Origin of the sequence: Chryseobacterium sp. SN22 (genome assembly GCF_008329705.1) — a bacterium.
Classification (GTDB): Bacteria; Bacteroidota; Bacteroidia; order Flavobacteriales; family Weeksellaceae; genus Chryseobacterium.
The window spans coordinates 19,155-40,144 of the sequence record NZ_VTSX01000006.1; the positions used below are offsets into that span (position 1 = coordinate 19,155).

General features: G+C 45.6%; 15 protein-coding genes. 9 read left to right on the forward strand and 6 right to left on the reverse strand.

Annotated elements, in window-relative coordinates; all coding sequences use genetic code 11:
• The first annotated feature begins 65 nt into the window (after nucleotides 1–65).
• Nucleotides 66–1,451, forward strand: coding sequence for a tRNA uridine-5-carboxymethylaminomethyl(34) synthesis GTPase MnmE (gene mnmE / locus FY557_RS05155; protein ID WP_149246223.1), 1,386 nt, complete (start codon nucleotides 66–68; stop codon nucleotides 1,449–1,451).
• A gap of 98 nt (nucleotides 1,452–1,549) precedes the next feature.
• Here the strand turns inward: mnmE and FY557_RS05160 are convergent, their stop codons facing one another.
• The 3 genes from FY557_RS05160 to FY557_RS05170 all read right to left on the reverse strand — a co-directional run bounded on the left by FY557_RS05160 (nucleotide 1,550) and on the right by FY557_RS05170 (nucleotide 4,588).
• Nucleotides 1,550–2,953 (reverse strand): alkaline phosphatase, encoded by a 1,404-nt coding sequence (locus FY557_RS05160; protein WP_149246224.1) that lies wholly within the window; start codon nucleotides 2,951–2,953, stop codon nucleotides 1,550–1,552.
• 83 nt (nucleotides 2,954–3,036) lie between these two features.
• Complete coding sequence (locus FY557_RS05165) at nucleotides 3,037–4,239, reverse strand: GTP-binding protein (protein ID WP_149246225.1); 1,203 nt, start codon at nucleotides 4,237–4,239, stop codon at nucleotides 3,037–3,039.
• Nucleotides 4,240–4,249: 10 nt separating this feature from the next.
• Nucleotides 4,250–4,588, reverse strand: coding sequence for a MerC domain-containing protein (locus tag FY557_RS05170; RefSeq protein ID WP_149246226.1), 339 nt, complete (start codon nucleotides 4,586–4,588; stop codon nucleotides 4,250–4,252).
• A 232-nt stretch (nucleotides 4,589–4,820) separates the two neighbouring features.
• On the opposite strand from FY557_RS05170, the gene FY557_RS05175 reads away from it, so the two are divergent.
• From FY557_RS05175 to nhaA, 7 genes are all read left to right on the forward strand, one after another.
• Nucleotides 4,821–5,942, forward strand: coding sequence for an alpha/beta hydrolase (locus FY557_RS05175; RefSeq protein WP_228451711.1), 1,122 nt, complete (start codon nucleotides 4,821–4,823; stop codon nucleotides 5,940–5,942).
• A gap of 154 nt (nucleotides 5,943–6,096) precedes the next feature.
• Nucleotides 6,097–6,909 carry a helix-turn-helix transcriptional regulator gene (locus FY557_RS05180; protein ID WP_149246227.1) on the forward strand — a complete coding sequence of 271 codons (813 nt, stop codon included), beginning with the start codon at nucleotides 6,097–6,099 and terminating at the stop codon, nucleotides 6,907–6,909.
• A 62-nt stretch (nucleotides 6,910–6,971) separates the two neighbouring features.
• Nucleotides 6,972–8,609, forward strand: coding sequence for a serine hydrolase domain-containing protein (locus FY557_RS05185; RefSeq protein ID WP_149246228.1), 1,638 nt, complete (start codon nucleotides 6,972–6,974; stop codon nucleotides 8,607–8,609).
• A 148-nt stretch (nucleotides 8,610–8,757) separates the two neighbouring features.
• Entirely contained in the window at nucleotides 8,758–9,084 is a 327-nt protein-coding gene (locus FY557_RS05190; RefSeq protein ID WP_149246229.1) for a hypothetical protein, read from the forward strand.
• Nucleotides 9,085–9,714: 630 nt separating this feature from the next.
• Nucleotides 9,715–10,269: a hypothetical protein gene (locus FY557_RS05195; protein WP_149246230.1), complete on the forward strand. Its 555-nt coding sequence runs from the start codon at nucleotides 9,715–9,717 to the stop codon at nucleotides 10,267–10,269.
• A gap of 447 nt (nucleotides 10,270–10,716) precedes the next feature.
• Nucleotides 10,717–11,121 carry a hypothetical protein gene (locus FY557_RS05200; RefSeq protein WP_149246231.1) on the forward strand — a complete coding sequence of 135 codons (405 nt, stop codon included), beginning with the start codon at nucleotides 10,717–10,719 and terminating at the stop codon, nucleotides 11,119–11,121.
• A 177-nt stretch (nucleotides 11,122–11,298) separates the two neighbouring features.
• On the forward strand, nucleotides 11,299–12,636 hold the full coding sequence (gene nhaA, locus FY557_RS05205) for a Na+/H+ antiporter NhaA (protein WP_149246232.1): 1,338 nt from the start codon (nucleotides 11,299–11,301) through the stop codon (nucleotides 12,634–12,636).
• Nucleotides 12,637–12,772: 136 nt separating this feature from the next.
• On the opposite strand, the gene FY557_RS05210 is transcribed toward nhaA, so the two are convergent.
• Entirely contained in the window at nucleotides 12,773–14,776 is a 2,004-nt protein-coding gene (locus FY557_RS05210) for a BCCT family transporter (RefSeq protein ID WP_149246233.1), read from the reverse strand.
• A gap of 329 nt (nucleotides 14,777–15,105) precedes the next feature.
• On the opposite strand from FY557_RS05210, the gene FY557_RS05215 reads away from it, so the two are divergent.
• Nucleotides 15,106–16,323 (forward strand): cation:proton antiporter, encoded by a 1,218-nt coding sequence (locus FY557_RS05215; protein ID WP_149246234.1) that lies wholly within the window; start codon nucleotides 15,106–15,108, stop codon nucleotides 16,321–16,323.
• Between the two features lie 460 nt (nucleotides 16,324–16,783).
• Here the strand turns inward: FY557_RS05215 and FY557_RS05220 are convergent, their stop codons facing one another.
• Nucleotides 16,784–19,876, reverse strand: coding sequence for an efflux RND transporter permease subunit (locus tag FY557_RS05220; protein WP_149246235.1), 3,093 nt, complete (start codon nucleotides 19,874–19,876; stop codon nucleotides 16,784–16,786).
• Complete coding sequence (locus FY557_RS05225) at nucleotides 19,876–20,988, reverse strand: efflux RND transporter periplasmic adaptor subunit (RefSeq protein WP_149246236.1); 1,113 nt, start codon at nucleotides 20,986–20,988, stop codon at nucleotides 19,876–19,878. The genes FY557_RS05220 and FY557_RS05225 overlap by 1 nt, the downstream gene beginning before the upstream one ends.
• Between the last annotated feature and the right edge of the window lie 2 nt (nucleotides 20,989–20,990).

Consider the following 20,990-nt stretch of genomic DNA (forward strand, 5'->3'; position numbering starts at 1 on the left):
CCTTCCAATAGAGGCAATAGACAAACGGTATGGCGGTTTGCGATTAAAATCCGTAAATTTGCGGCATGAATAACGATACGATTTGTGCGCTGGCTACGGCTAACGGCGTAGGGGCTTTGGGAATTATCCGTGTTTCAGGAAATGAAGCTTTGGCTGTGGTTCAGAAATCCTTTCCGGGGAAAAACCTGGCCAGACAGAAATCGCATACCATCCATTACGGTTATTTTATGGATGGGGAAGAGGCGATCGATGAGGTTATGCTTTCGATTTTCCTGGCGCCGAAGAGCTTTACGACCGAAAATTCCGTGGAGATTGCTTTTCACGGGTCGCCGCATATCGGGAAACGTATTCTGGAAACACTGATTAAAAACGGTGCGCGGATGGCCAAAGCCGGTGAATTTACGCTGCGGGCGTTCATCAATGGCCGGATCGACCTTTCACAGGCCGAAGCCATTGCTGATGTCATTGCCTCCGAAAACGAAGCTTCCCGGAAAGTCGCTATCAGTCAGCTGAAAGGGGGAATTACCAATGAAATTTCGTTTCTGAGAACAGACCTGCTGAATTTTGTTTCACTGATTGAACTGGAACTGGATTTTGCCGAGGAAGATGTGGAATTTGCAGACCGCAGTGCCCTGAACCAGCTGCTGGATAAGATCACTCTGAAATTAAACTCGCTGATTGAAAGTTTCCAGTATGGAAACGCTATCAAAAACGGAACCGCCGTGGCGATCATCGGAAAGCCGAATGCCGGGAAATCGACGCTGCTGAATGCGCTTTTGAAGGAAGAGCGTGCGATCGTCAGCAATATTGCGGGAACAACGCGGGATACGATTGAGGAAGTGCTGCACATCAAAGGCCATGCATTCCGCCTGATCGATACGGCCGGGCTGCGTGAAACGATGGATGAAATCGAAGCCATCGGGGTAAAAAAAGCCAGGGAAAAGGTAGCCAATGCCAATATTCTTGTGTATCTGGCCGATGCCGGAACCGCCGATTTTTCGGAAGATATTGAGATGATCCAATCCCTGCTGAGGGATGACCTGAAGCTGATCATCTGTGCCACGAAAATCGATGAAGTAATCCCGACCCAATATGAAAAAGTGGAAGATACCTTCCGGCAGGCAATTAGCCACGAGTTTGATTTCATCAAAATTTCTGCCGTTGAAAACCAGAATATCCAGGATCTTAAAAATGAACTTTCTTCCTATGTCGAACAGCTGAAAGCTTCGGAAAACAACGTGGTCATTACCAACCAGCGCCATTATGAAGCCCTGCAAAAATCCCTCGACGCCGTTGAGAAAGTCAAAGAAGCCGTCACCTTCCGGATTTCCACCGAACTCCTGGCCTACGAACTGCGCAATGCCCTGGAGCATCTCGGTGAAATCTCAGGGGAAGTGACGAACGACGAGGTGCTGGGGAATATTTTTTCGAAGTTTTGTATCGGGAAATAGTCAAGGAAGCAATTTAAAGCGGGATTAATTAGGGTACTTTATAGAAATCTACAGTGCCTGATCACAGGACTTTTTCTCAGATCATTGCATTTTCCCAATCAAATCACCAAGCCGCCTGCTTTTATCATCAATTGATGAAGCTCCGTATTTTTGATAAAGGGGGAAAGAAATTCTCTTCCGGGACCGTAGGCGGCAACTTCCACATAATCTCCCGAATGATCCATACTGATCCATCCGACATGATTGTGCTGCTGCTGAATATCCGAATATGCTTTGTAAGGTAGCTTTTTATAATTATACAATCCGGATTCCTGTTTCTCCAGTCCCTTATAAAAATTGAGGAGATGCCTGCCTTCTTCATCCGTCAGCCGGATCTGATTGGTCTCATAGATCCAGTCTTTGATCTGCTGCAGGTTAAAATCAGATTTTATAGCATTCAGGATGTATTCATTGGAATATTTGTAACCGGAGATGCTGTTGAACCCGGAGGCGGCATCGGTTCCGTAGATGGTTCCCGGATTGGCATTGCCATGGTCGGTTGTAATGATAACCAGGGTTTCTTGATCTTTTTCGGCAAAATCGATGGCAACTTTTACCGCTTCGTCAAATGCCAGCTGGTCGTGGAGGAGGGCTGCCACATCATTGGCATGGGCTGCCCAATCTACTTTACCGCCTTCTATCTGTAGCACAAAACCTCGGGGATGGTCCTTCATCAGGTCGATAGCCGTTTTGGCCATATCCGCAAGGGTAGGGCTGTGCTGCAAATCAGAAAGATTTGTCCGGTCTATTGCATAAGGCAGTGCGCCCGTACCGAAAACCCCCAGCATCTTACCGGGCTTCCGGATATTTTTCAGGTCATTTTTGGTTTTGAGAATCTGATAGCCTTTCTGCCGATAGGCTTCATACATATCTTTACGGTCCGCTCTTTTGTCGGGATTAAAAAACTCATCACCTCCGCCCATCATGACATCCAGGCCAAGCTGGAGATACATTTCTGCAATTTCAGGCTCAGCGTTCCGGCTGTCGGAATTCACACAAAAGCCTGCCGGAGTAGCGTGCGTAACGGTAACTGTCGTCACGCAGCCTGCTTTTTTGCCTGCTTTTTTAAACTTCTGCCATATCGGAACATATCGTTCACCATTAACGCCGACGTTCAGCACGCCGTTTTTAACCCGGGTTCCGCCTCCGAATGCCGAGCTGGCGGCGGCTGAATCCGTCACAATCGAACTGGCAGACGCCGTATCCATCAAAGCCCGGCTTACCTGCCCCGTGTGATACAGGTTCATCCAATGGCTGGTTCTACCGAGTATATTTCTGGAATAAAGATCCGCCATCGTGAGGGTTCCCATACTCATGCCGTCACTGACCATAAAGATGATGTTTTTAGCTTTTCCGGGATCCGGAGAAGTTATTTTTGAATTCCCGGCTAAAAGATCTGCCGGATTTAAAGCAAAGGCACCGGTGATAAACGCCGAACCTTTTAAAAATGTACGTCTGTCCATAACGGAATTAAATGTGCAGCGAAGATATAAAGACTTTAGTTCTATTGAAACTTTGTTGCGTTAATTATTTGTAAATTTTGAGATTAAATATTTTGGGGAAAGGGATCTTCAAAATATCTTTCTTCTTTAGCCATCTTCGATTCCATTTCATTTACCAGGCAGTTTTCCAGATCTTTTTGCATTTGTGCAGGATTAATATGCTGTCCGATGAAAACCAGTTCATTGATTCTGTCTCCCCAGTTTTTATCCCATCTTTCTTCGATGAAAGCCTGATTTTCCACAAATGATGAATATCGGACCCTGTGATTAAGCGGCATGCTGCACCACCATACACCGGCCTTTTCCAACCGGAATGACCCGCCGGCCTGCGAAAAGTTAAGGGCGTCATCCGGCCTTGATGCCAGCCAGAATAAACCTTTCGCCCGCAATGTCCCCTGAGGATAAGAAGTGCTGAGGTATTCCCATAGCCGGAACGGGTGGAAGGGCCGGCGGTCTCTGAAAACAAATGCATTTATTCCGTATTCTTCGGTCTCCGGCGTATGATTATCAGCCATTAGCTCTTTCTGCCACCCTGCAGAGTTCTGCGCTTTTTCAAAATCAAATAATCCGGTATTTAAAAGTTCTTTCGGATTCACTCTGCTGAATTCCGACTGAATAATCCTGGCGTCAGGGTTCAGCTTATTTAAAGCGGCTTTCAGGAAGCCTATTGTACCGGCATCGACAAGGTCGGTTTTATTGAGTACAATGACATTGGCAAACTCGATCTGATCTGTGAGAAGGTTAACGATGGTCCTGTGGTCTCCCTGGATATCGGTAAGTTTCCGGTCGGTAAGCAACTCATTACTTTCAAAATCTTTTTCAAAATTAAAGCAGTCGACCACTGTTACCATCGTATCGATATAGCTGAATTCTGATAAATCAATCCCGCTTTCCTCATCGATATAAGAAAATGTTTGTGCAACAGGAACCGGTTCGCTGATTCCGCTGCTTTCAATGAGCAGATAATCAAACCTTCTTTCCTGAGCGAGACGTTCGACCTCAACCATCAGGTCTTCTCTTAAAGTGCAGCAGATACAGCCGTTGCTCATTTCAACAAGTTTTTCTTCCGTTCTGGATAATGTATTTTCACTGGCTACAAGCCGGGCATCGACATTTACTTCACTCATGTCATTTACGATGACAGCTACCTTCAGACCTGCTTTGTTATGAAGGATGTGATTAAGCAAGGTGGTTTTTCCGGCTCCTAGGAAACCGCTCAGAACCGTTACCGGTAATTTACTGTTCATGATATTTAAATTAATGTCTGTGATGACTGAAGTTGATGAGGTGTCCGGCAATCAGGCCTGCTGTTCCAAAATAAATCAGCGGCAGGTGGATCTCAAAGATCATGTCTGCAAAAACGGAAACTGAAATAAGCAGAAGGGAAGTGGCAAACAAAACTTTCAGCCATTTGATGCGGGTTTTCTTTACAATCCGGTAAACCACAACACCGCCTATCGACAGGAAGGCCAAATCAATAAACAGGTTGTGTGAAATTCCCAGTGGAACAATCAGCAGTAACGGGAAAACCACACAGTGAATCAAACAGAGTACCGCAGCGGATATTCCGACAACATCTAAAATTTTTGATTTCATAAAAGTAATATTTAAGTTTCTTTATCGTAACACGGTTGCAAAAATATAAATAACATTTAATTAATGCAACTTAATTGCATTAATATTGTAACCGGGATTAATCTGTCATTTTGGTTCGGGTCCGCCAAAATACTTGGCATATTATTAGATTGAGAATTTAAATCTCTAGGAGTTGTAGTTGATTCATACAATTCATTTAGATGAAGAATGACATCAACTATAAATAAATCATATGAAACACAACATTTTTAAATGGACTCTGGCCATGAGTACTTTAGTCCTGACATTTTCATGCTCCAAGAAGAGCGACACGAAAGATTCACAGAACATGACGGCAACTGCAGGTGATTCTGCAAAGACATCGGCGATCAAACCTACCGGCGCTGCACCGGACTGGGGCAAAACCATGAAGCCCGAAATGCTGGCGGTTATTGAAAAACTGGGGAGCTACGGTGATAAGCCGATTGAAACCCTGAAGCCGCAGGAAGCCCGTAAAAATCATACCCCTACCGATGCGGTGATGGATTTGGTAAAAGAAAATAACATTGCCATGCCGGCACCAAAAGTAGACACTACCGGAACTAACATTGACGTTACCGGAGGAAAGATCCACCTTCGGATGTATACTCCCAAAACGGGAAACGGCCCTTTCCCCGTAATCGTTTATTATCATGGCGGCGGATTTGTTATCGCTGACCCTGATGTGTATAATGCCTCTGCACAAGGCCTGGCAGAACAGACCGGAGCTATTGTGGTTTCCGTTGCGTACCGTCGGGCACCGGAACATAAATTCCCGACTGCCCACAATGATGCTTTTGCCGCTTACGAATGGGTGGTGAAGAATGCAGCAAGTATAAAAGGAGACCCTAAGAAAATTGCGGTTGCCGGAGAAAGTGCCGGAGGAAATTTAGCGGCTAATGTTTCCATCATGGCGCGCGATAAAAAGATTATGCTGCCGCTGCACCAGATCCTGGTGTATCCGATTGCCCAATCTGATATGAATACGGCATCTTACGTAAAGTATGCCAATGCAAAACCGTTGAACAAAGCCATGATGGCATGGTTTACAAAGAATTACGTGAACACCATGAGCGAAGCCAAAGACCCGAGAATTTCTCTGGTGAATGCCGATCTTAAAGGCTTACCTCCGACAACCATCATTACCGCTGAAATCGATCCGCTGAATCAGGATGGAAAGATGCTTGCTGAAAAGTTATCTGCAGCCGGGGTTAAAGTCGACAGTAAAGATTATACCGGGGTTACCCACGAATTCTTCGGAATGGCAATTATCGTTCCTGAAGCCAAGCAGGCACAGGCATACGCTGCTGAAAAATTAAAAGCGGCTTTTAAATAATAAAACAATTCATATCTTTTTTACCTCCCGTAAAGTAAATCTTTGCGGGAGATTTTATTTTGTACAAAATTATTATTTGTTTTTGATGCAGATCGGTTCTTTTTAAATGACAAACCGTAAAAATACTGTAGCTTTATCATTAATTTAACAGCCGATGCAAAAGCTTTTGAAAGGACAGTTTTACGGTGAGACCCACTTTAAACGGAGTGTCAATTCATTGACGCTTACGGATACGGTGTATACGCACGATTTTGTCGACTGGCATTATCATGAAACGCCTTACTTTACTTTCCTGCTGCAGGGCGGTCTGACCGAAGGATATAAAAAAGGGCGGAAAAACTTTATGGCCGGCACTGTTTTATTTCATCATTGGGACGAATGCCACTATAATCATAAACCGACTGAAACGGCCAGGGGATTTCACCTGGAGATCGGTTCTGAATTTATAAAAGGTCACGGCCTGTCGTTGCAGAACCTTCAGGGAAATCATGAAGTACAGAATCCTCTGTTGAAAATTTTATTTTACCGGTTATTAGCCGAGAGCAAATCAAACGATCCGTTTAGTGAGATGATCATCGAAGCATCGGTCCTGGAAATCTTTTCAGGATTAAATAACGAATCAACGGATCATGAAACGCGTACGCCGCTATGGGTAACCCGGATCAGGGAAATCCTGAATGATCATGATTGCACGTCTTTAAGACTGACCAAAATGGCCGATCTGCTCGATATCCATCCGGTCCATTTATCCAGAAGCTTTAGAAAATATTTTCACTGTACCCTGGGAGAATATGTGCGGAGAATCAGAATTGAAAAGGCATTGTCTGAAATGCTTAACGGCAATAAATCTTTAACCGAGATCGCCCATGACTGCGGATTTTCCGACCAAAGCCATTTTATCAGGGTCTTCAAAGCTTATCTTGGCACGAACCCTTTGTTTTATAAAAAATCCGGAAGCAAATGTTAAGCTGATTCTATTTTTCCTGTTTATTTTATATGAATTTTGTCCGGTCCCAAAATTGATACCTCGTGAAAAATTTGTTTCTGGTCCTCTGCTTATTTCTGATCACCCTATTAAATGCCCAAGTTCAGCCAACTTCTGATTCCGGACGTTTGCATGCTGCCCATACCGGAAAGATTCTATTCCTGTTGTCTTTTAAAGGTTTTGATCAGATTAAGGAAAGCGACTTTATCAGGGAATATACCTTAACCAACACCAGTGACCTTTCTTTTATCGCTTTTTTTGACAGGCCGCTTACGGAATATACATCTAAGTTATGTCCGGATATAAAAAAGGATTCTTTATTTAAAACCGGAAATTATCAGTTGGCTTTATGGATTGATGATAAGGAGATCTACAGAAGCAATCTGCTGCCCGGTGCTCCTCAGCAGAAGGTGCAGGATACGGCCGTGATACTTAACCGTTCTTTGATCAATAATACCGACGGACAGGGCTCGTGGAGTGAATCGTTCTGGAACCGGTTTATGAACAACGGCGGGGAAGAGGCATTGAAAGATGGGCGGCATTATCTGCGTATGGAAATCCGGCCTTATGTTAATGTAAATAATCAGGTTAAAGCAGGACCCTTAATGGCAAGCGGCGAACTGAACCTGCAGGTATCGCGGAATCCTGTGATCGACGTCCGGCAGATTACCTTAAATATACCCAGGCCTTATGACGGTTTTCCGGTCTCCTCGGAACCATTTGACACCGGAAAAATAAAGCAGCTGAAAGGTCTAATCAGAGAAGGCGTATTCAAACGGATCAACAGCATCATCGTCATTAACAAACGAAAACTGCAGATCGAAGAATATTTCAACGGCGTAGACCGGAATGCCCTGCATGATCCCCGGTCGGTCGGGAAATCCTTTGCTTCCACTTTAATGGGAATAGCGATCGGCCGTCAATTTATTCATAACGAAGATCAGCAACTCAGCAGGTTTTATGATTTTAAAAAATATCAACACCCCAAAGGTAAAAGTGAAGCAACGATCAAAGATCTTCTGACCATGTCTTCCGGGTTTGAAGGTGACGATGAAGTCCCTGATTCTCCCGGCAATGAGGAAAAGATGTATCCTACGGAGAACTGGGCTGATTTTGCATTGAACCTGCCGTATGATCCGGCTTTGAAAAACAATTGGCATTATTTTACGGCAGGCACGATTCTGCTCGGTGATATTCTGAACCGGTCTGTTCCGGGAGGACTGGAAAAGTTTGCGGAAGAACAACTGTTCAGTCCGCTGCACATTAAAAATTACCGCTGGGAATATACCCCGCAGCATATTCCCAATACGGCAGGCGGAATCCGGATGAATGCCCTGGATTTTGCAAAATACGGTCAGCTTTATAAAAACAACGGCCGTTGGAATAAACAGCAGGTCATCCCTGAATCCTGGGTGAAGAAAACCCTGACCCGGCAGGTCCGGATCCCAAACCGGAAAGAGGAGTATTACAGCTACCTTTTCTGGAACAAAAGTTTTAAAGTAAATAACAATAGGGAAGCGGAAACTTTTTACTGCGCGGGAAACGGCGGCAACTACATCATCATCCTGAAAGACCATCCTATAGTGATTGTTATCACGGCGAGTGCTTATGGCCAGACCTATGCCCATCCTCAGGTTACCAAAATGCTGGAAAATTTTATTCTTCCTGCTATTCTTCGATAACATGTATGGAAGCTATTATCTGCATGAGGTGTTTAACCGTAAAAAAATCAAAAGATATTGATTCGGGATAAAGAATTTGAATGCTTCAAATCGTACAAAACCTTAAAATCTTTGATTTTTATGATCTGTATTTCGAGTACCGCCCCCGGTGGCTGAGCAGAACCCAAGCCATGCTGTCATCTGTGAAATCTGTAAAAATCCATTGAACCAGTGGCAGATAACAGAACGGACTACCATCGGTTTCGAGGCAGTACTGCTTCCACAATGGTGTCCTGTAATCCGGCAAGCGCAGAAACTACAGCTTACGTCTGAACAGGCCGCTTCGGGTTGGACCGGACTGCTGAAACCGGCGACCGCGGTTTCAATTCTGCTTTCTTCCAGGGTTTGTGCTTTTTCAGGATCGTTTCCGGGAACGGATGACCGCTCTTATACGGACTTCCCGTTAATGCAGTTCGCGGCAGATCTTTCCGTCTAGGCTTTGGGTGGTACCGGCAACTAAAATGATGTTTTTCATAATTCGGGTATAATTAAAGCTCCCTTCGTTAAGATGGGGGACATAGGTTTTGATAAAATCGGAAGGCTCTTGCATAGAATTCGGCACAGGTTCATGGAATATTATCTACGCAAATGTGTTATAAATTTTCATGGTTATTTCGAGAATTACAGCAGGGGTTTATGAAATCACGGGTATTGGTTCTTTTGACTACATCTAAATAAATATTGTACATGTGTATGATATAACTCATTATTTACAATACATAATTTGTCTGCTAAATCAATTACGATAGTGGTCATTGAATTAACCCCTGCAATGGTACTAGTGCTTTTTTTCCTGAGCTTTACCCAGTCAGCCCTGTAAGAATACTCTACATTAAACGGAAAGTCTGTAAACATGTCCACTACGGAAGGCAGGTTCAGGTAATTATACTGGATTTGCATTTTATCCGGAATCTCCGTAAAGTAATTTCTGCTATTGCAGATAAGAATGCCTCAATATCCAGCGATCAATCACCGCAATTCTTTTAAAACAGATACCATATTTTTATAGCTCCGGTTGACCGTTCTGGCATAATTTTAGTCAGTAAGTTTCTCAAAATAAATCAGTATGAAAAAAATATTATTAAAGTCATTCTTCGTTCTCAGCGTGTTGGGAACCTTATTATTTACCATGACCAGCTGCGACGGGGATGAAGGCATTCCGGTTCCGTTTGATATTCCGATGACGGTGGAGCAGACTTTACCTTTTGCTACGGTGAATACTACTTCTTACCTCCGATATCCGGAAATTACACTGAATCTCGATGCCGATGCGGCCATCAAGGAAAAATATTCCAAATTGTCCATCAACAATCTGAAAAGTGCAAAACTCACCGGTTTCTCAATCGATTATCTGAGTTCCAAGTTAGGGAATAAGCTTAACATCATCAGCGGGGCCAAAGTGTACCTGAAAGCGCCCAATCTTCCGGAGGTACTGATCGGGACAGTTGAAAACAACACCAATCCGGCCACCATTACCCTCAATACGGCAGATGCAGAATTGATCGATTACCTGAAGTCCAAGCAGAATTCCCTTATCCTGGAAATCAAAGGGGCACAGACCAGTGTGGATGAATTAAAGGTGAACCTTAAACCGGTCTTTAAAATAAGTGTCGGACTGTAATTGATGCAGCTGACCAGTCCGATAGAAGAGAAATACAAAATTAAATGAGCCTAAGCACCTGCCAAAGCTCATTTTTATTTTAAACCATTCATCCGTTTTAATTACAGTGAAACAAAAGCTTTATCCGTATCAGCTGTAAGTAAAGGGACAGATTATAATCATCTTACCTGCCACAGAACTGACCGCAAAAACAATTATTCAAATCGTTTAAGTAATCCTCTGTTCTTCAAATTCTAACAATTCTTTCAATTGAATGAGCTGGGATTGATCATTGTCTCAAAACAAAAATTAGCAGTAGCATTAAATCATTACTGTATGGTTTTTCTATTAGAATTAATGATGACGCGATCTCGATCTATCTATTGGAATCAAACGGTTTCAGTTCCCGTAATCAATATTTTCGCAGAAATTAACCAATCGAATAATAAACTATTAAATCAGGCTTTTATGATAAATCCAAAACACCCTCTTCAATATTACAACATCCAGCAGGAATTTTTTCTTCAGCATCTTGCTGAAAAAAATAAAGAATATCATAGGTTACATATTTCCTACAGCAATGCAGTGTATTTGTATTATGACCTCCAGCTGAATGTGTCAGAGGTTCATTATGAAGAATGGCTGACTGAAATAGAGGATGAAGAAGTAAGACATACCATGCAGTCGGCAGGTTTCAAAGAATGCCGGCAGAATGATTCATTCATCCGGTTTATTCAGGAGAAAAGAAATATAACCGAAAATGATTATATTATGGAAAAGATGGGAACTGAAGAATATACCCGGTATAAGGTGCTCTGTAAAAACAATCAGGACTTTTCAAAAATATCATCTGTAAAACTTACAGGGCAGTAAATTCATCAGTTTAAACCATTCCGGTTGGACGGCCTGGAAATTTGCTGATCGTAAAAAGTAAATGACTCAAATCTGTTTTTAGTGGGCCTAAAAATTCCTGAAATCATAAGAAGCAGATTACGCCATATGGAGGGATCAAAATTAGAATCCGTAAATTTGTATTACAAATAATCTACTATGGATCACAATGACACCCGAAAACCTATCGATAAAATTATACAGCCTGTTCAGCGGTTTATCCAGCAGGAAAAATCGGGCGGGCTGCTGTTGGGAATCAGTGTCATTGTTGCCCTGCTGCTGGCCAATACGCCGTTGGCCCATACTTATCACGAAATCCTTGAGCAGTCCTTTGGCTTTCAGTGGAACGGTAAGACTTATTTTGAGTACAACATCCACCACTGGATTAACGATGGGCTGATGTCGATCTTTTTTTTCGTAGTCGGGCTAGAACTCAAACGGGAGATCATCGGCGGCGAGCTATCCAACCCAAAAAAAGCTTTGCTCCCCATTATTGCAGCGGTGGGAGGGATGCTGATGCCGGCTCTTATTTACCTGCTGTTTAATCCGTCGGGTGAACCGCATAAAGGCTGGGGAATCCCGATGGCAACCGATATTGCTTTTGCATTGGGCGTTTTGTATCTGCTGGGAAACCGGATTCCGCTGGCGCTGAAAGTATTTCTTACCGCCCTGGCCATTGTCGATGATCTGGGAGCCGTCTTGGTGATTGCCTTTTTCTATACTGCCGACATCAATATGATGTACCTGATGGTTGGACTTATCATTCTGGCTGTGATGTATCTGGGCAACAGGCTCGGGGTGCGGTCCATTCTTTTTTATGCATTGCTTGGAATCTGCGGCGTGTGGACGGCTTTCCTGCTTTCAGGGGTTCATGCCACTATTGCAGCGGTGCTGGCTGCCTTTACCATTCCTGCCGATGTAAAGATCCCGGAAAATGTATTTATTTCTAAGATACAGCTGTACCTCGAACGGTTTAAGAATATCGACCCTACCGAAAATACACCGACTTTAACCAATGAACAGCTCCATGTCCTGGAGCAGGTGAATGAAGCAACCCTTGCCGCAACACCGCCTTTACAAAGACTGGAACATGCCATGCACCCGGCCGTATCGTTCCTTATTATTCCCGTTTTTGCCGTGGCCAATGCAGGGGTGTCGCTGGATATTGATTTTGATAGCCTCTTCAACAATAATATTGCGCTGGGTACCGCAATAGGGCTTATCGGTGGTAAAGTACTGGGCGTCGTAGGGTTCAGCTATGCTTTTATCAGGCTGAAAATAGCTCATGCCCCGGAAGGAATGAATTTCAGAAACCTGCTCGGACTGGGCTTCCTGGCTTCCATCGGTTTTACGATGTCCCTGTTTATCACTTCCCTTGCCTTCTCGCACGAAGAATACCAAGCCCAGGCCAAGATCGGTATTTTTGCCGCTTCGCTGATCGGAGGAATCATCGGCTATGTTATTCTGAATAAAAACTCCCGGCAGGCCGGCAAATGATAGATTATATTTTAATACTAAATACAGGCAGGGTATTCTCCGGCAGTTTTATTCAACTTTTCGGTTCTTCCCGGACTCTTCAAGAGCCTCAGAGTCCGGAAGGAACCGAAGAACAGCCTCATAAGGTTCGGGGCATTTACCTGAACCTGTGATTGGAATCGCTGCTGATAAACAGGGTATTTTTTTCCTCCGATATGATTTCGATGAACCGCTCATAGTGCTTCAGTACATCCGAGATCAATTCGTTTTTGGTAAAAAGCTTTACATCGTAGCCTTCCCGGTTGTCCCCAAAATAAGATTTCGGGAAATAGGCGAGGTTTTTTTCTGAACCGGGAAGATTCCCTTCGTTCAGCAGGTATTCCGAAATGAGCTTTTTTTCGCGTTTTATTCCGTATAAAAAATTGTTGATCAGGTCATACTTAATCTCAATTTCCAAGCTTTCAGGACTGTTCTCCGAATTGATGCTGGCCTCAATACCATTCACGGCGAATTCTGCTGCCAGTTCTTCAAATGCCTGTTTTACCGTTGTTTCGATATACTTTTCAGTGGAAGCTGCGTCACTGAATGAAGCAATCTGCTTCAGTCTTTCTCTCCAGTGCTCCCCGGACCAGGGAACGGTGGTTGACGAAAAATCTTTTTCATAGTAGTTTTTATCGATCACCAGGGCTTTGATGAGACTCACGATAAACAGAACCATAATTATGGAAAAGGGCAGTGCGGTAATCAGGGTCATGCTCTGCAGTGCGGCCAGCCCTCCGGCGTTAAGGAGCATCAGGGCAAGGACTGCGAGAAGGGCTCCCCAGCCTATGGTCTGCCAGCGGGGCGATACCCTGGCATTTTTTGTGGCAATGCTGTTCATCACAAAAATACCGCTGTCGGCGGAGGTTACGAAAAAGATGAGGATAATCCCGATTACGACGAAGCTTACTAGCTTTGTTAAAGGAAAGTATTCGAGAAACTGGAACATCAGCCCATCGGGGTCATTGGCCATTTTGCTTAAAAAGCCGTGGGCTTCATTCATATCAAACCATATGGCACTGTTTCCGAAAACGGTCATCCAGATGAAATTGAAAAGGGTCGGCAGGATCAGTACCGCAGCCACGAATTCCCGGATGGTTCTCCCTTTGGAAATCCTTGCAATAAACAGCCCTACATACGGAGACCAGGAGATCCACCAGGCCCAGTATAAGATCGTCCAGTCATGAAACCACTTCTGGGTGTTCTCTTCATAAACATGGGTGTTGAAGGTCAGGCTGAAAAAGCTGTTGATATACGTTCCGATGCCTTCGGTAAAGCTTCCGATCAGATAAACGGTGGGCCCGAGGATCAGTACAAAGAGCAGCAGGGCAACCACAGCAATGATATTGATGTTGCTTAAAATCCTGATGCCTTTGTCTACTCCCGATATGGCCGAAAGTATGGCCAATGAAACCAGAACGGCGACGATAAGGACCTGATAGATAAAACTGGTTTCCGGCAGGATATTCAGGGTAATGAGCCCCGAATTGATCTGTACCACCCCGAAGCCCAGGGTCGTGGTAATCCCGAAGAAAGTACTGCACAGGGCAAAAATATCAATTACATTTCCCCATTTTCCTTTGATCTTATCCTTCAGCAGAGGGTAGAAACAGCTTCTCAGGGACAAGGGCAGCCGGTAGCGGTACGAAAAATAAGCCAGTGCCAGACCCACGACGCCGTAAATGGCCCAGGCATGGATTCCCCAATGGAAAAAAGTATACAGCTGGGCGTTCTGAGCGCGTTGGACAGGAGATTTATAGGCAAAGATTTCGTTCGAGTAATGCTGCATCGGTTCGGCAACGCTGAAGTACATCAGGCCGATTCCCATTCCTGCGGCAAAAAGCATCGAGAGCCAGGAGAAAAAGGAATATTCGGGTTTGCTGTCATTCCTGCCCAGCCGGATATTTCCGTAGCTGCTGGCCATGATGTACACCAGGAAAATAACAAACAGGGTCACTGCCCAGATGTAAACCCAGTTGAGATTGACGAATATAAAATTTTTGACGACATTTAAAACCTGTTCGGTAAGCTGAGGGTAAATCGCAGAGATCAGGCATACGCCGATAATAAAAATAAGACTGGGCACCGTGATCCCTTTCTTCAGAGTCGTTCTGATTTTCATATTTTGTGAGAGGTTTGTTTTCTAAAGTTACGTAAAAACAATAAAAAATCCTGATCTGGACAGAAAATATATGCAGCACCCGTTAAGAAATATCTGAAAACAGCAATAACCGGGACCTATGCATATTTCAATCGTTAGCTGTACATCCTGATAAAAGATAAGTACCGGCACAGCGCAAACCTGAGCCTGGCTGTTTTACCGTTGCTGCCTAATTTTGTGGCGGGATATTTGCCTGACTGCCGGTGAGAATTATTCCGGATCCCCTGCGTAATCAGCAATAGTAAAACAGTAAAAGAAGGAGGGTCTGCAGGCAGAATAATGTACAGTTTATGGATGATTATTTACTTATTTTAACCCTAACCGGTGCGGCTACGTTTGTTATGGCCTGGATGCCCGGCTTTTCAAAAAAAACAGGAATATCGTATTCAATATTCTACATCATCGCCGGGATTCTGCTTTACCTGGCTATTCCGGAATACCTTCCCGATCCGCTTCCTGAGAATAATGAAAACTTAACGCTTCACCTTACCGAACTTATTGTTATTGTTTCGCTGATGGGATCGGGGATCAAGATCGACCGTCCGTTTTCTTTCAAAGCATGGTCGTCTCCGTTAAAGCTGATTGGCATTACCATGTTGCTCTGCATTTCAGCCGCTGCTGTGATGGGTTATTATCTTCTGAGCCTCGGCCTTGCTTCGGCAGTGCTGCTTGGTGCGGCACTGGCGCCTACCGACCCGGTGCTTGCTGCCGACGTGCAGGTGGGCCCTCCGAACGATAAGGCGAAATCGGAAGTGAAATTTACACTGACCTCCGAGGCCGGCCTGAACGATGGCGTAGCTTTTCCCTTTACCTGGCTGGCGATTGCTCTGGGCTTAATGGTTTCAGGGAGGCAGGTCAGTTTTATGGAGTGGTTTGCCTTTGATGTCCTATACCGATTAGGCGCAGGCATCCTGATCGGATGGGCCTGCGGCAAAGGCATTGGCTTCCTGCTGTTCAGGACATCCGAAAAAAGCGGACCGTTATCAAGCCGGGACGGTTTTCTGGCGATTGCAGCGACCCTGTTGGTGTACGGAATCACGGAATTTGCCCACGGCTACGGATTTCTGGCGGTATTTATCTGCAGCATTACTTTACGGCATTATGAAAAGGACCACCAGTACCATAAAGAACTGCATTCCTTCACCGATCAGGCCGAAAGGCTGCTGCTGAGCCTGCTGATGATCCTATTCGGAGGCTCACTCGTCATGGGTGTCTTAAAGCCGGTCAATACAGAAATAATTGTATTTGTCATACTCTTCCTGTTAGTGATCCGCCCGCTTGCAGGCAGGCTGGCTGTGGCCACTTCCAAAATAAAAAACAGGGAAAAGTGGGTGATCGGCTTTTTCGGGATCAAGGGGCTGGGTTCTGTCTATTATCTTTCGTTCGGTTTCAGCGAGTTCCATTTCCAACATCAGGACCGGCTTTGGGCGATCGTTTCCTTAACCATTCTTTTATCCATCATTATGCATGGATTCTCGGCGACCACCATTATGAAGAAGGTTGAATAAAAAGAACCTCTTCTGAACATGCTGAAGGCACGACACCATTAGATCTGGCACAGAAATTAAAGAATAAAAGCCTGTTCAAAATCAGAATTTAAACCTAGCCGGGCTGAACCTGCTTTACTCACGCAGATTCAGCAGATTTGTATTTTAAATCTGATCATCAATCATATATAAGATATACTGTTTTTTTATGTTAAATTTAAATAGCCTCTGGATTAAACGTTGATTGTAATTTAACTGAAGTCATTTCAGTGTGTTGAATTTACTGATTGCTAAAGTCATATTTCGTAGGAATATCATCTGTGTAGCAACAACAGGCATTCACGGTCATCAGCATGCCGTAGGTGTGGGGTCTCAATAGCAGTGGCTGTAAACGGAAATTCTACAATTCGGATTACCTGCTAAAAAAGCCGGATACAAACTGCATCCGGCATAGAAAAAATTGAAATTAAAAGGGTAATAGTCAGTCGGTATACTTTTTACGGTAGGCAAAATAAAACACCAGCGGCAGGATCGTAAACGAAAGGATCATACAGATGATCAGTCCGCCGACAATCATAATCGCCAGGGGTTTCTGGATTTCAGAACCCATTCCGTTGGAGATGGCGGCGGGGAACAGTCCCATCGAACCCATCAGGGCAATCATCACCACCGGACGGATCCTGCTTTTAACGCCTTCCGAGATGGCTTTTCTCAACGGCATTTTCTGCTGGAGGTTTTCCTTCATCACGCCGATCAGGACAATCCCGTCAATGGTCGCAACCCCGAAGAGGATGATAAAGCCGATGCCGGCAGAGATGCCGAAGATGGTTCCCGTAAACCACAGGGATAAAAACCCGCCGATGAACGCAAAGGCCAGGGTGACCGATGAGATCAGCGTGTCTTTCATATTTCCGAAGTTGAAGTAAAGCAGCATCAGGATCAGGATCAGCGATATCGGTACCACCATCATCAGCTGTTTGGCAGCTCTTTCCTTGCTCTCGAACTCACCGGCCCAGGTCATCTTGTGCTTTTTGGGGATATGGACGTCTTTGGCGACTTTCGCTTTGGCATCTTCAATCGTGCTTCCCAGGTCGCGGCCTTCAATGTTGAACCCGACACCGATGTACCGGCTGCTGCCTTCACGGTAGATGAAGGACGGACCTGTGTGGTAATCAATGGTGGCGATTTCCTTCAGCGGGACTTTTTTACTGTCTTTGGTCGGAATCAGGATATTGCCTATTTTCTCCGGATTGTCACGGTACTGTTTCTCGAAACGGAGGGTAACGTCAAACATTCTTTCTTCCTCATAAAATTTCGTCGCAGCCTGGCCGCCGATGGTCATTTCGATCACCGCCTGGGCATCGGCAGTGGAAATCCCGTATTTGGCCATTTTGGAATCGTGCAGCTGGATCCTCAATTCCGGCAGCCCGATATTTTTGAAAACATTCACGTCCGAAATCCCAGGTACCGTTTTAATGGAATTGGCCACTTTATTGGCATAATCTTCCAGCTCGAAAAGGTCATTCCCGAAAATCTTGATCACCAGAGGCGCTTTTACACCGGCTACATATTCTTCCACATTATCCTGGATGGGCTGGCTGAAACCGAAATTGATGCCGGGATATTTCTCCAGGGAGACCCGCATTTTTTCCAGCAGGTCTTCTTTGGAACTTTTGTTTTTCCATTCGTCTGCCGGTTTGAGCTGGATGTTGAATTCGATATTGAAAAATCCGGTAGGGTCGGTTCCGTCGTTGGGCCGGCCGGTCTGGGTCATCACGAATTTCACCTCATCATAATTTTCCAGGGTCTTTTTCATTTCTTTGGTCAGCCTTACGGATTCGTCGAGGTTGACGCTGTTCGGAAGGGTAGCCCGTACATAGATCGCCCCTTCATTCAGCTTGGGCAGGAATTCCGAACCGTAGTTGGAAAACTTAAGCCCGCAGATCACCAGCAAAGCGCCGAATCCGATCATGAACGCTTTCTTGTGACGGTCCGCAAAGGCATACAGCCGGTAAACATTCACCCTGAAGAACCGGGAAATCACGTTTTCTTTCTCTTCGATATTTTTGGTCAGCAACAGCTTGCACATCGCCGGAACATAGGTCAGGCTCAGGATCAGTGAGCCCAGCAGGGCATAGCCTAAGGTAAAGGCCAGCGGCGAAAACATTTTCCCTTCCACTTTCTGGAAAGAGAAGATCGGCATCAGCGCGACAATCAGGATCAGCAGGGCAAAAAAGATGTAGCTGGCCACACTTCCCGCGCTTTTCTTGATGATTCCCAGCTTCGACATTTTGTTGAACCGGGCAAGGCCGACCTTCTTGGCTTTATGTTCCAGGGCAACGAAGACATGCTCTACGATCACTAATGTTCCTTCAAGCAGCAATCCGAAATCCAGCGCACCCATGGAGATGAGGTTGGCCGGCAATCCCTGTATTTTCAGCATAATGATGGCGAAAAGGAAAGCCAGCGGAATCACCGATGCCACAATAAAGGTCGTCCTCCAGTTGTACAGGAAGATAAATACGATGATGGATACCAGGATGATTCCTTCGATCAGGTTTTTGGTCACGGTATGCACGGTCGTGTTCACCAGTTCCGTACGGTCGATGATCGGGACGATTTTTACATCGCCGGGAAGCTCGCCTCCGTTGAGTTCGGCAATCCGGTCTTTCAGTCTCGCGATCACATCGCTGGGGTTTTCCCCGCGGAGCATGATCACGATGCCCTCTACTACATCATCCTCTTTGTTGTAGCCCACCTGGCCCAATCTTGGTTTGGCCGAAACTTTCACTTCCGCAATATGCTTCACCAGGATCGGTGTGGAACCTTTCACTTCGATCTGTATGTTTTCGATGTCGGCTTTGCTTTCCAGAAGGCCGATCCCGCGGACCACATAGGCCTGGTCGCCTTTGGAAACCACATCGCCCCCGACGTTCACGTTGCTTCTTGACACCGCTTCATAGACATCAAGAGGGGAGAGGTCGTAATTCTGGAGCTCTGTGGGGTTGATCCTGATCTCATAGATTTTCTTCTCACCGCCGAAGCTGACGATATCCGCCACGCCGGGAACGGCCAGCAGCTCCCTTTCGATCACCCAGTCCTGGATGGAGGTCACTTCCCTGATCGGCAGTTTGCTTTTGATGATGTACCGGTAAATTTCCCCGGTGGCCCCGGACGGCGGTTCGATGCTGAAATCGGCCCCGTTGGGCAGGTCTACATTCCCGAGCCGGTTGGACGCATATTGCTGGGCATAAAAATCGTCAACATGATCATCGAACGTCACCGTAACCACAGATAATCCAAATAGCGAAATGGAACGTACCGAAGCCTTGCTCGGAATGGTGTTCATCTCTTTGGAGATCGGCAGGGTAACAAATTTCTCGATTTCCTCGGCACTTCTTCCCGGCCATTGGGTAATCACCCGCACCCGGGTGTTGGTAACATCCGGAAACGCCTCGATGGGCGTATGGATGTATGAATAGATGCCTCCGGCCAGCAGCAGAAAAGTTCCCAGAAGGACAATCAGGGAATTTTTAAGGGAGAAGGAGACAATATTCTGAACGAATTTTCGCATTATCTGGTAGAATTAACGGTTTGGTTTTTCAGGTTTTCATAGATGATCAGGCCGTTGGTCGCCACGACGCGTTCGCCTGCTTTCAATGAACCTTCCACATACGTGGTGCTGTTGTTGGAAACGATTTCGGTAACGTGCCGTACTTCCAGGTCACAATCCTGTTTGTAGACCAGCACATAGCTCTGGTTGTTGTCGAAGATCAGCGCCTTGGTCGGAACGGCGAGGGCGCTTATATTCTGGGAATTGATGGGAAGCACGATGTCCGCGGACATTCCCGGGCGGAGCTTCATGTTGTTGTTATCCATCACAATCTTTGCTTTCAGCACCCTTTCGTTTTCATTGAACACCTGGGAAACCGCATCGATTTTCCCGGTAAAGCTTTCGTCGGGATACGCGAGGGTCCTGATCACTGCCGGCTGGTTGACGTAGATATGGCGCATGTTGGTGGCGTAGACATTCGCCATTACCCAGACCTTATCCAGGTTGGATATGGTAAACAGCTTGTCGCCGCCCGCTGAAACCGGCATTCCGTTGGAAATGTTTTTTTCGATCACGTATCCGTCTGCGGGCGACTTGATGAGGAAATCGCTTTTCCCTGCCGAATACAGCTTCATGTTCTTCTGGGTCTTGGAGATATTGGATTTCAGGATCTGCACTTCCGACCGTGCTTCTTCCAGGTCTTTTTGTGAAGCAATATCGTCTTTGAACATCGCTTCCACCGAGGCGAGCTTTCTTTTGGCCACGGCCAGCTGGGCTTCCAGGGTCTGGGTGTCGCCCTGCATTTCGTTCAGCGAAACACTTTTCACGCTGGCCAGCACCTGGCCTTTGGAAACGTGGTCGCCGAGTGAGAAAAACGTTTGGGTCACCACGCCGTCTACCAGGCTTACAAACGGGACGGTTTTATCGGAATTGCTTTCCACCTCACCGGTAAGCGTGATGCTCTCTTCGATGGGCTGGAGGGCAACGATAGCCAGTTTCAGATTGGATTTAAGTTCGGGGCTGATGCAGTAGCCTGCCGGTTCTTTCTTTTCCCCGGTATCTTTCTGTGAGCAGCCCGAAAGTGCCAGCAGAAGGGGAAAGCCGTAAGCGGCTATATATTTTTTTGTTCTCATTT

Coding starts and splice junctions, on each gene's coding strand:
- FY557_RS05220 (WP_149246235.1), bottom strand. CDS start 19,876: ATGCGAAAATTCGTTCAGAATATTGTCTCCTTCTCCCTTAAAAATTCC.
- FY557_RS05210 (WP_149246233.1), bottom strand. CDS start 14,776: ATGAAAATCAGAACGACTCTGAAGAAAGGGATCACGGTGCCCAGTCTT.
- mnmE (WP_149246223.1), top strand. CDS start 66: ATGAATAACGATACGATTTGTGCGCTGGCTACGGCTAACGGCGTAGGG.
- nhaA (WP_149246232.1), top strand. CDS start 11,299: ATGGATCACAATGACACCCGAAAACCTATCGATAAAATTATACAGCCT.
- FY557_RS05180 (WP_149246227.1), top strand. CDS start 6,097: ATGCAAAAGCTTTTGAAAGGACAGTTTTACGGTGAGACCCACTTTAAA.
- FY557_RS05170 (WP_149246226.1), bottom strand. CDS start 4,588: ATGAAATCAAAAATTTTAGATGTTGTCGGAATATCCGCTGCGGTACTC.
- FY557_RS05225 (WP_149246236.1), bottom strand. CDS start 20,988: ATGAGAACAAAAAAATATATAGCCGCTTACGGCTTTCCCCTTCTGCTG.
- FY557_RS05165 (WP_149246225.1), bottom strand. CDS start 4,239: ATGAACAGTAAATTACCGGTAACGGTTCTGAGCGGTTTCCTAGGAGCC.
- FY557_RS05215 (WP_149246234.1), top strand. CDS start 15,106: ATGGATGATTATTTACTTATTTTAACCCTAACCGGTGCGGCTACGTTT.
- FY557_RS05175 (WP_228451711.1), top strand. CDS start 4,821: ATGAAACACAACATTTTTAAATGGACTCTGGCCATGAGTACTTTAGTC.
- FY557_RS05160 (WP_149246224.1), bottom strand. CDS start 2,953: ATGGACAGACGTACATTTTTAAAAGGTTCGGCGTTTATCACCGGTGCC.
- FY557_RS05200 (WP_149246231.1), top strand. CDS start 10,717: ATGATAAATCCAAAACACCCTCTTCAATATTACAACATCCAGCAGGAA.
- FY557_RS05195 (WP_149246230.1), top strand. CDS start 9,715: ATGAAAAAAATATTATTAAAGTCATTCTTCGTTCTCAGCGTGTTGGGA.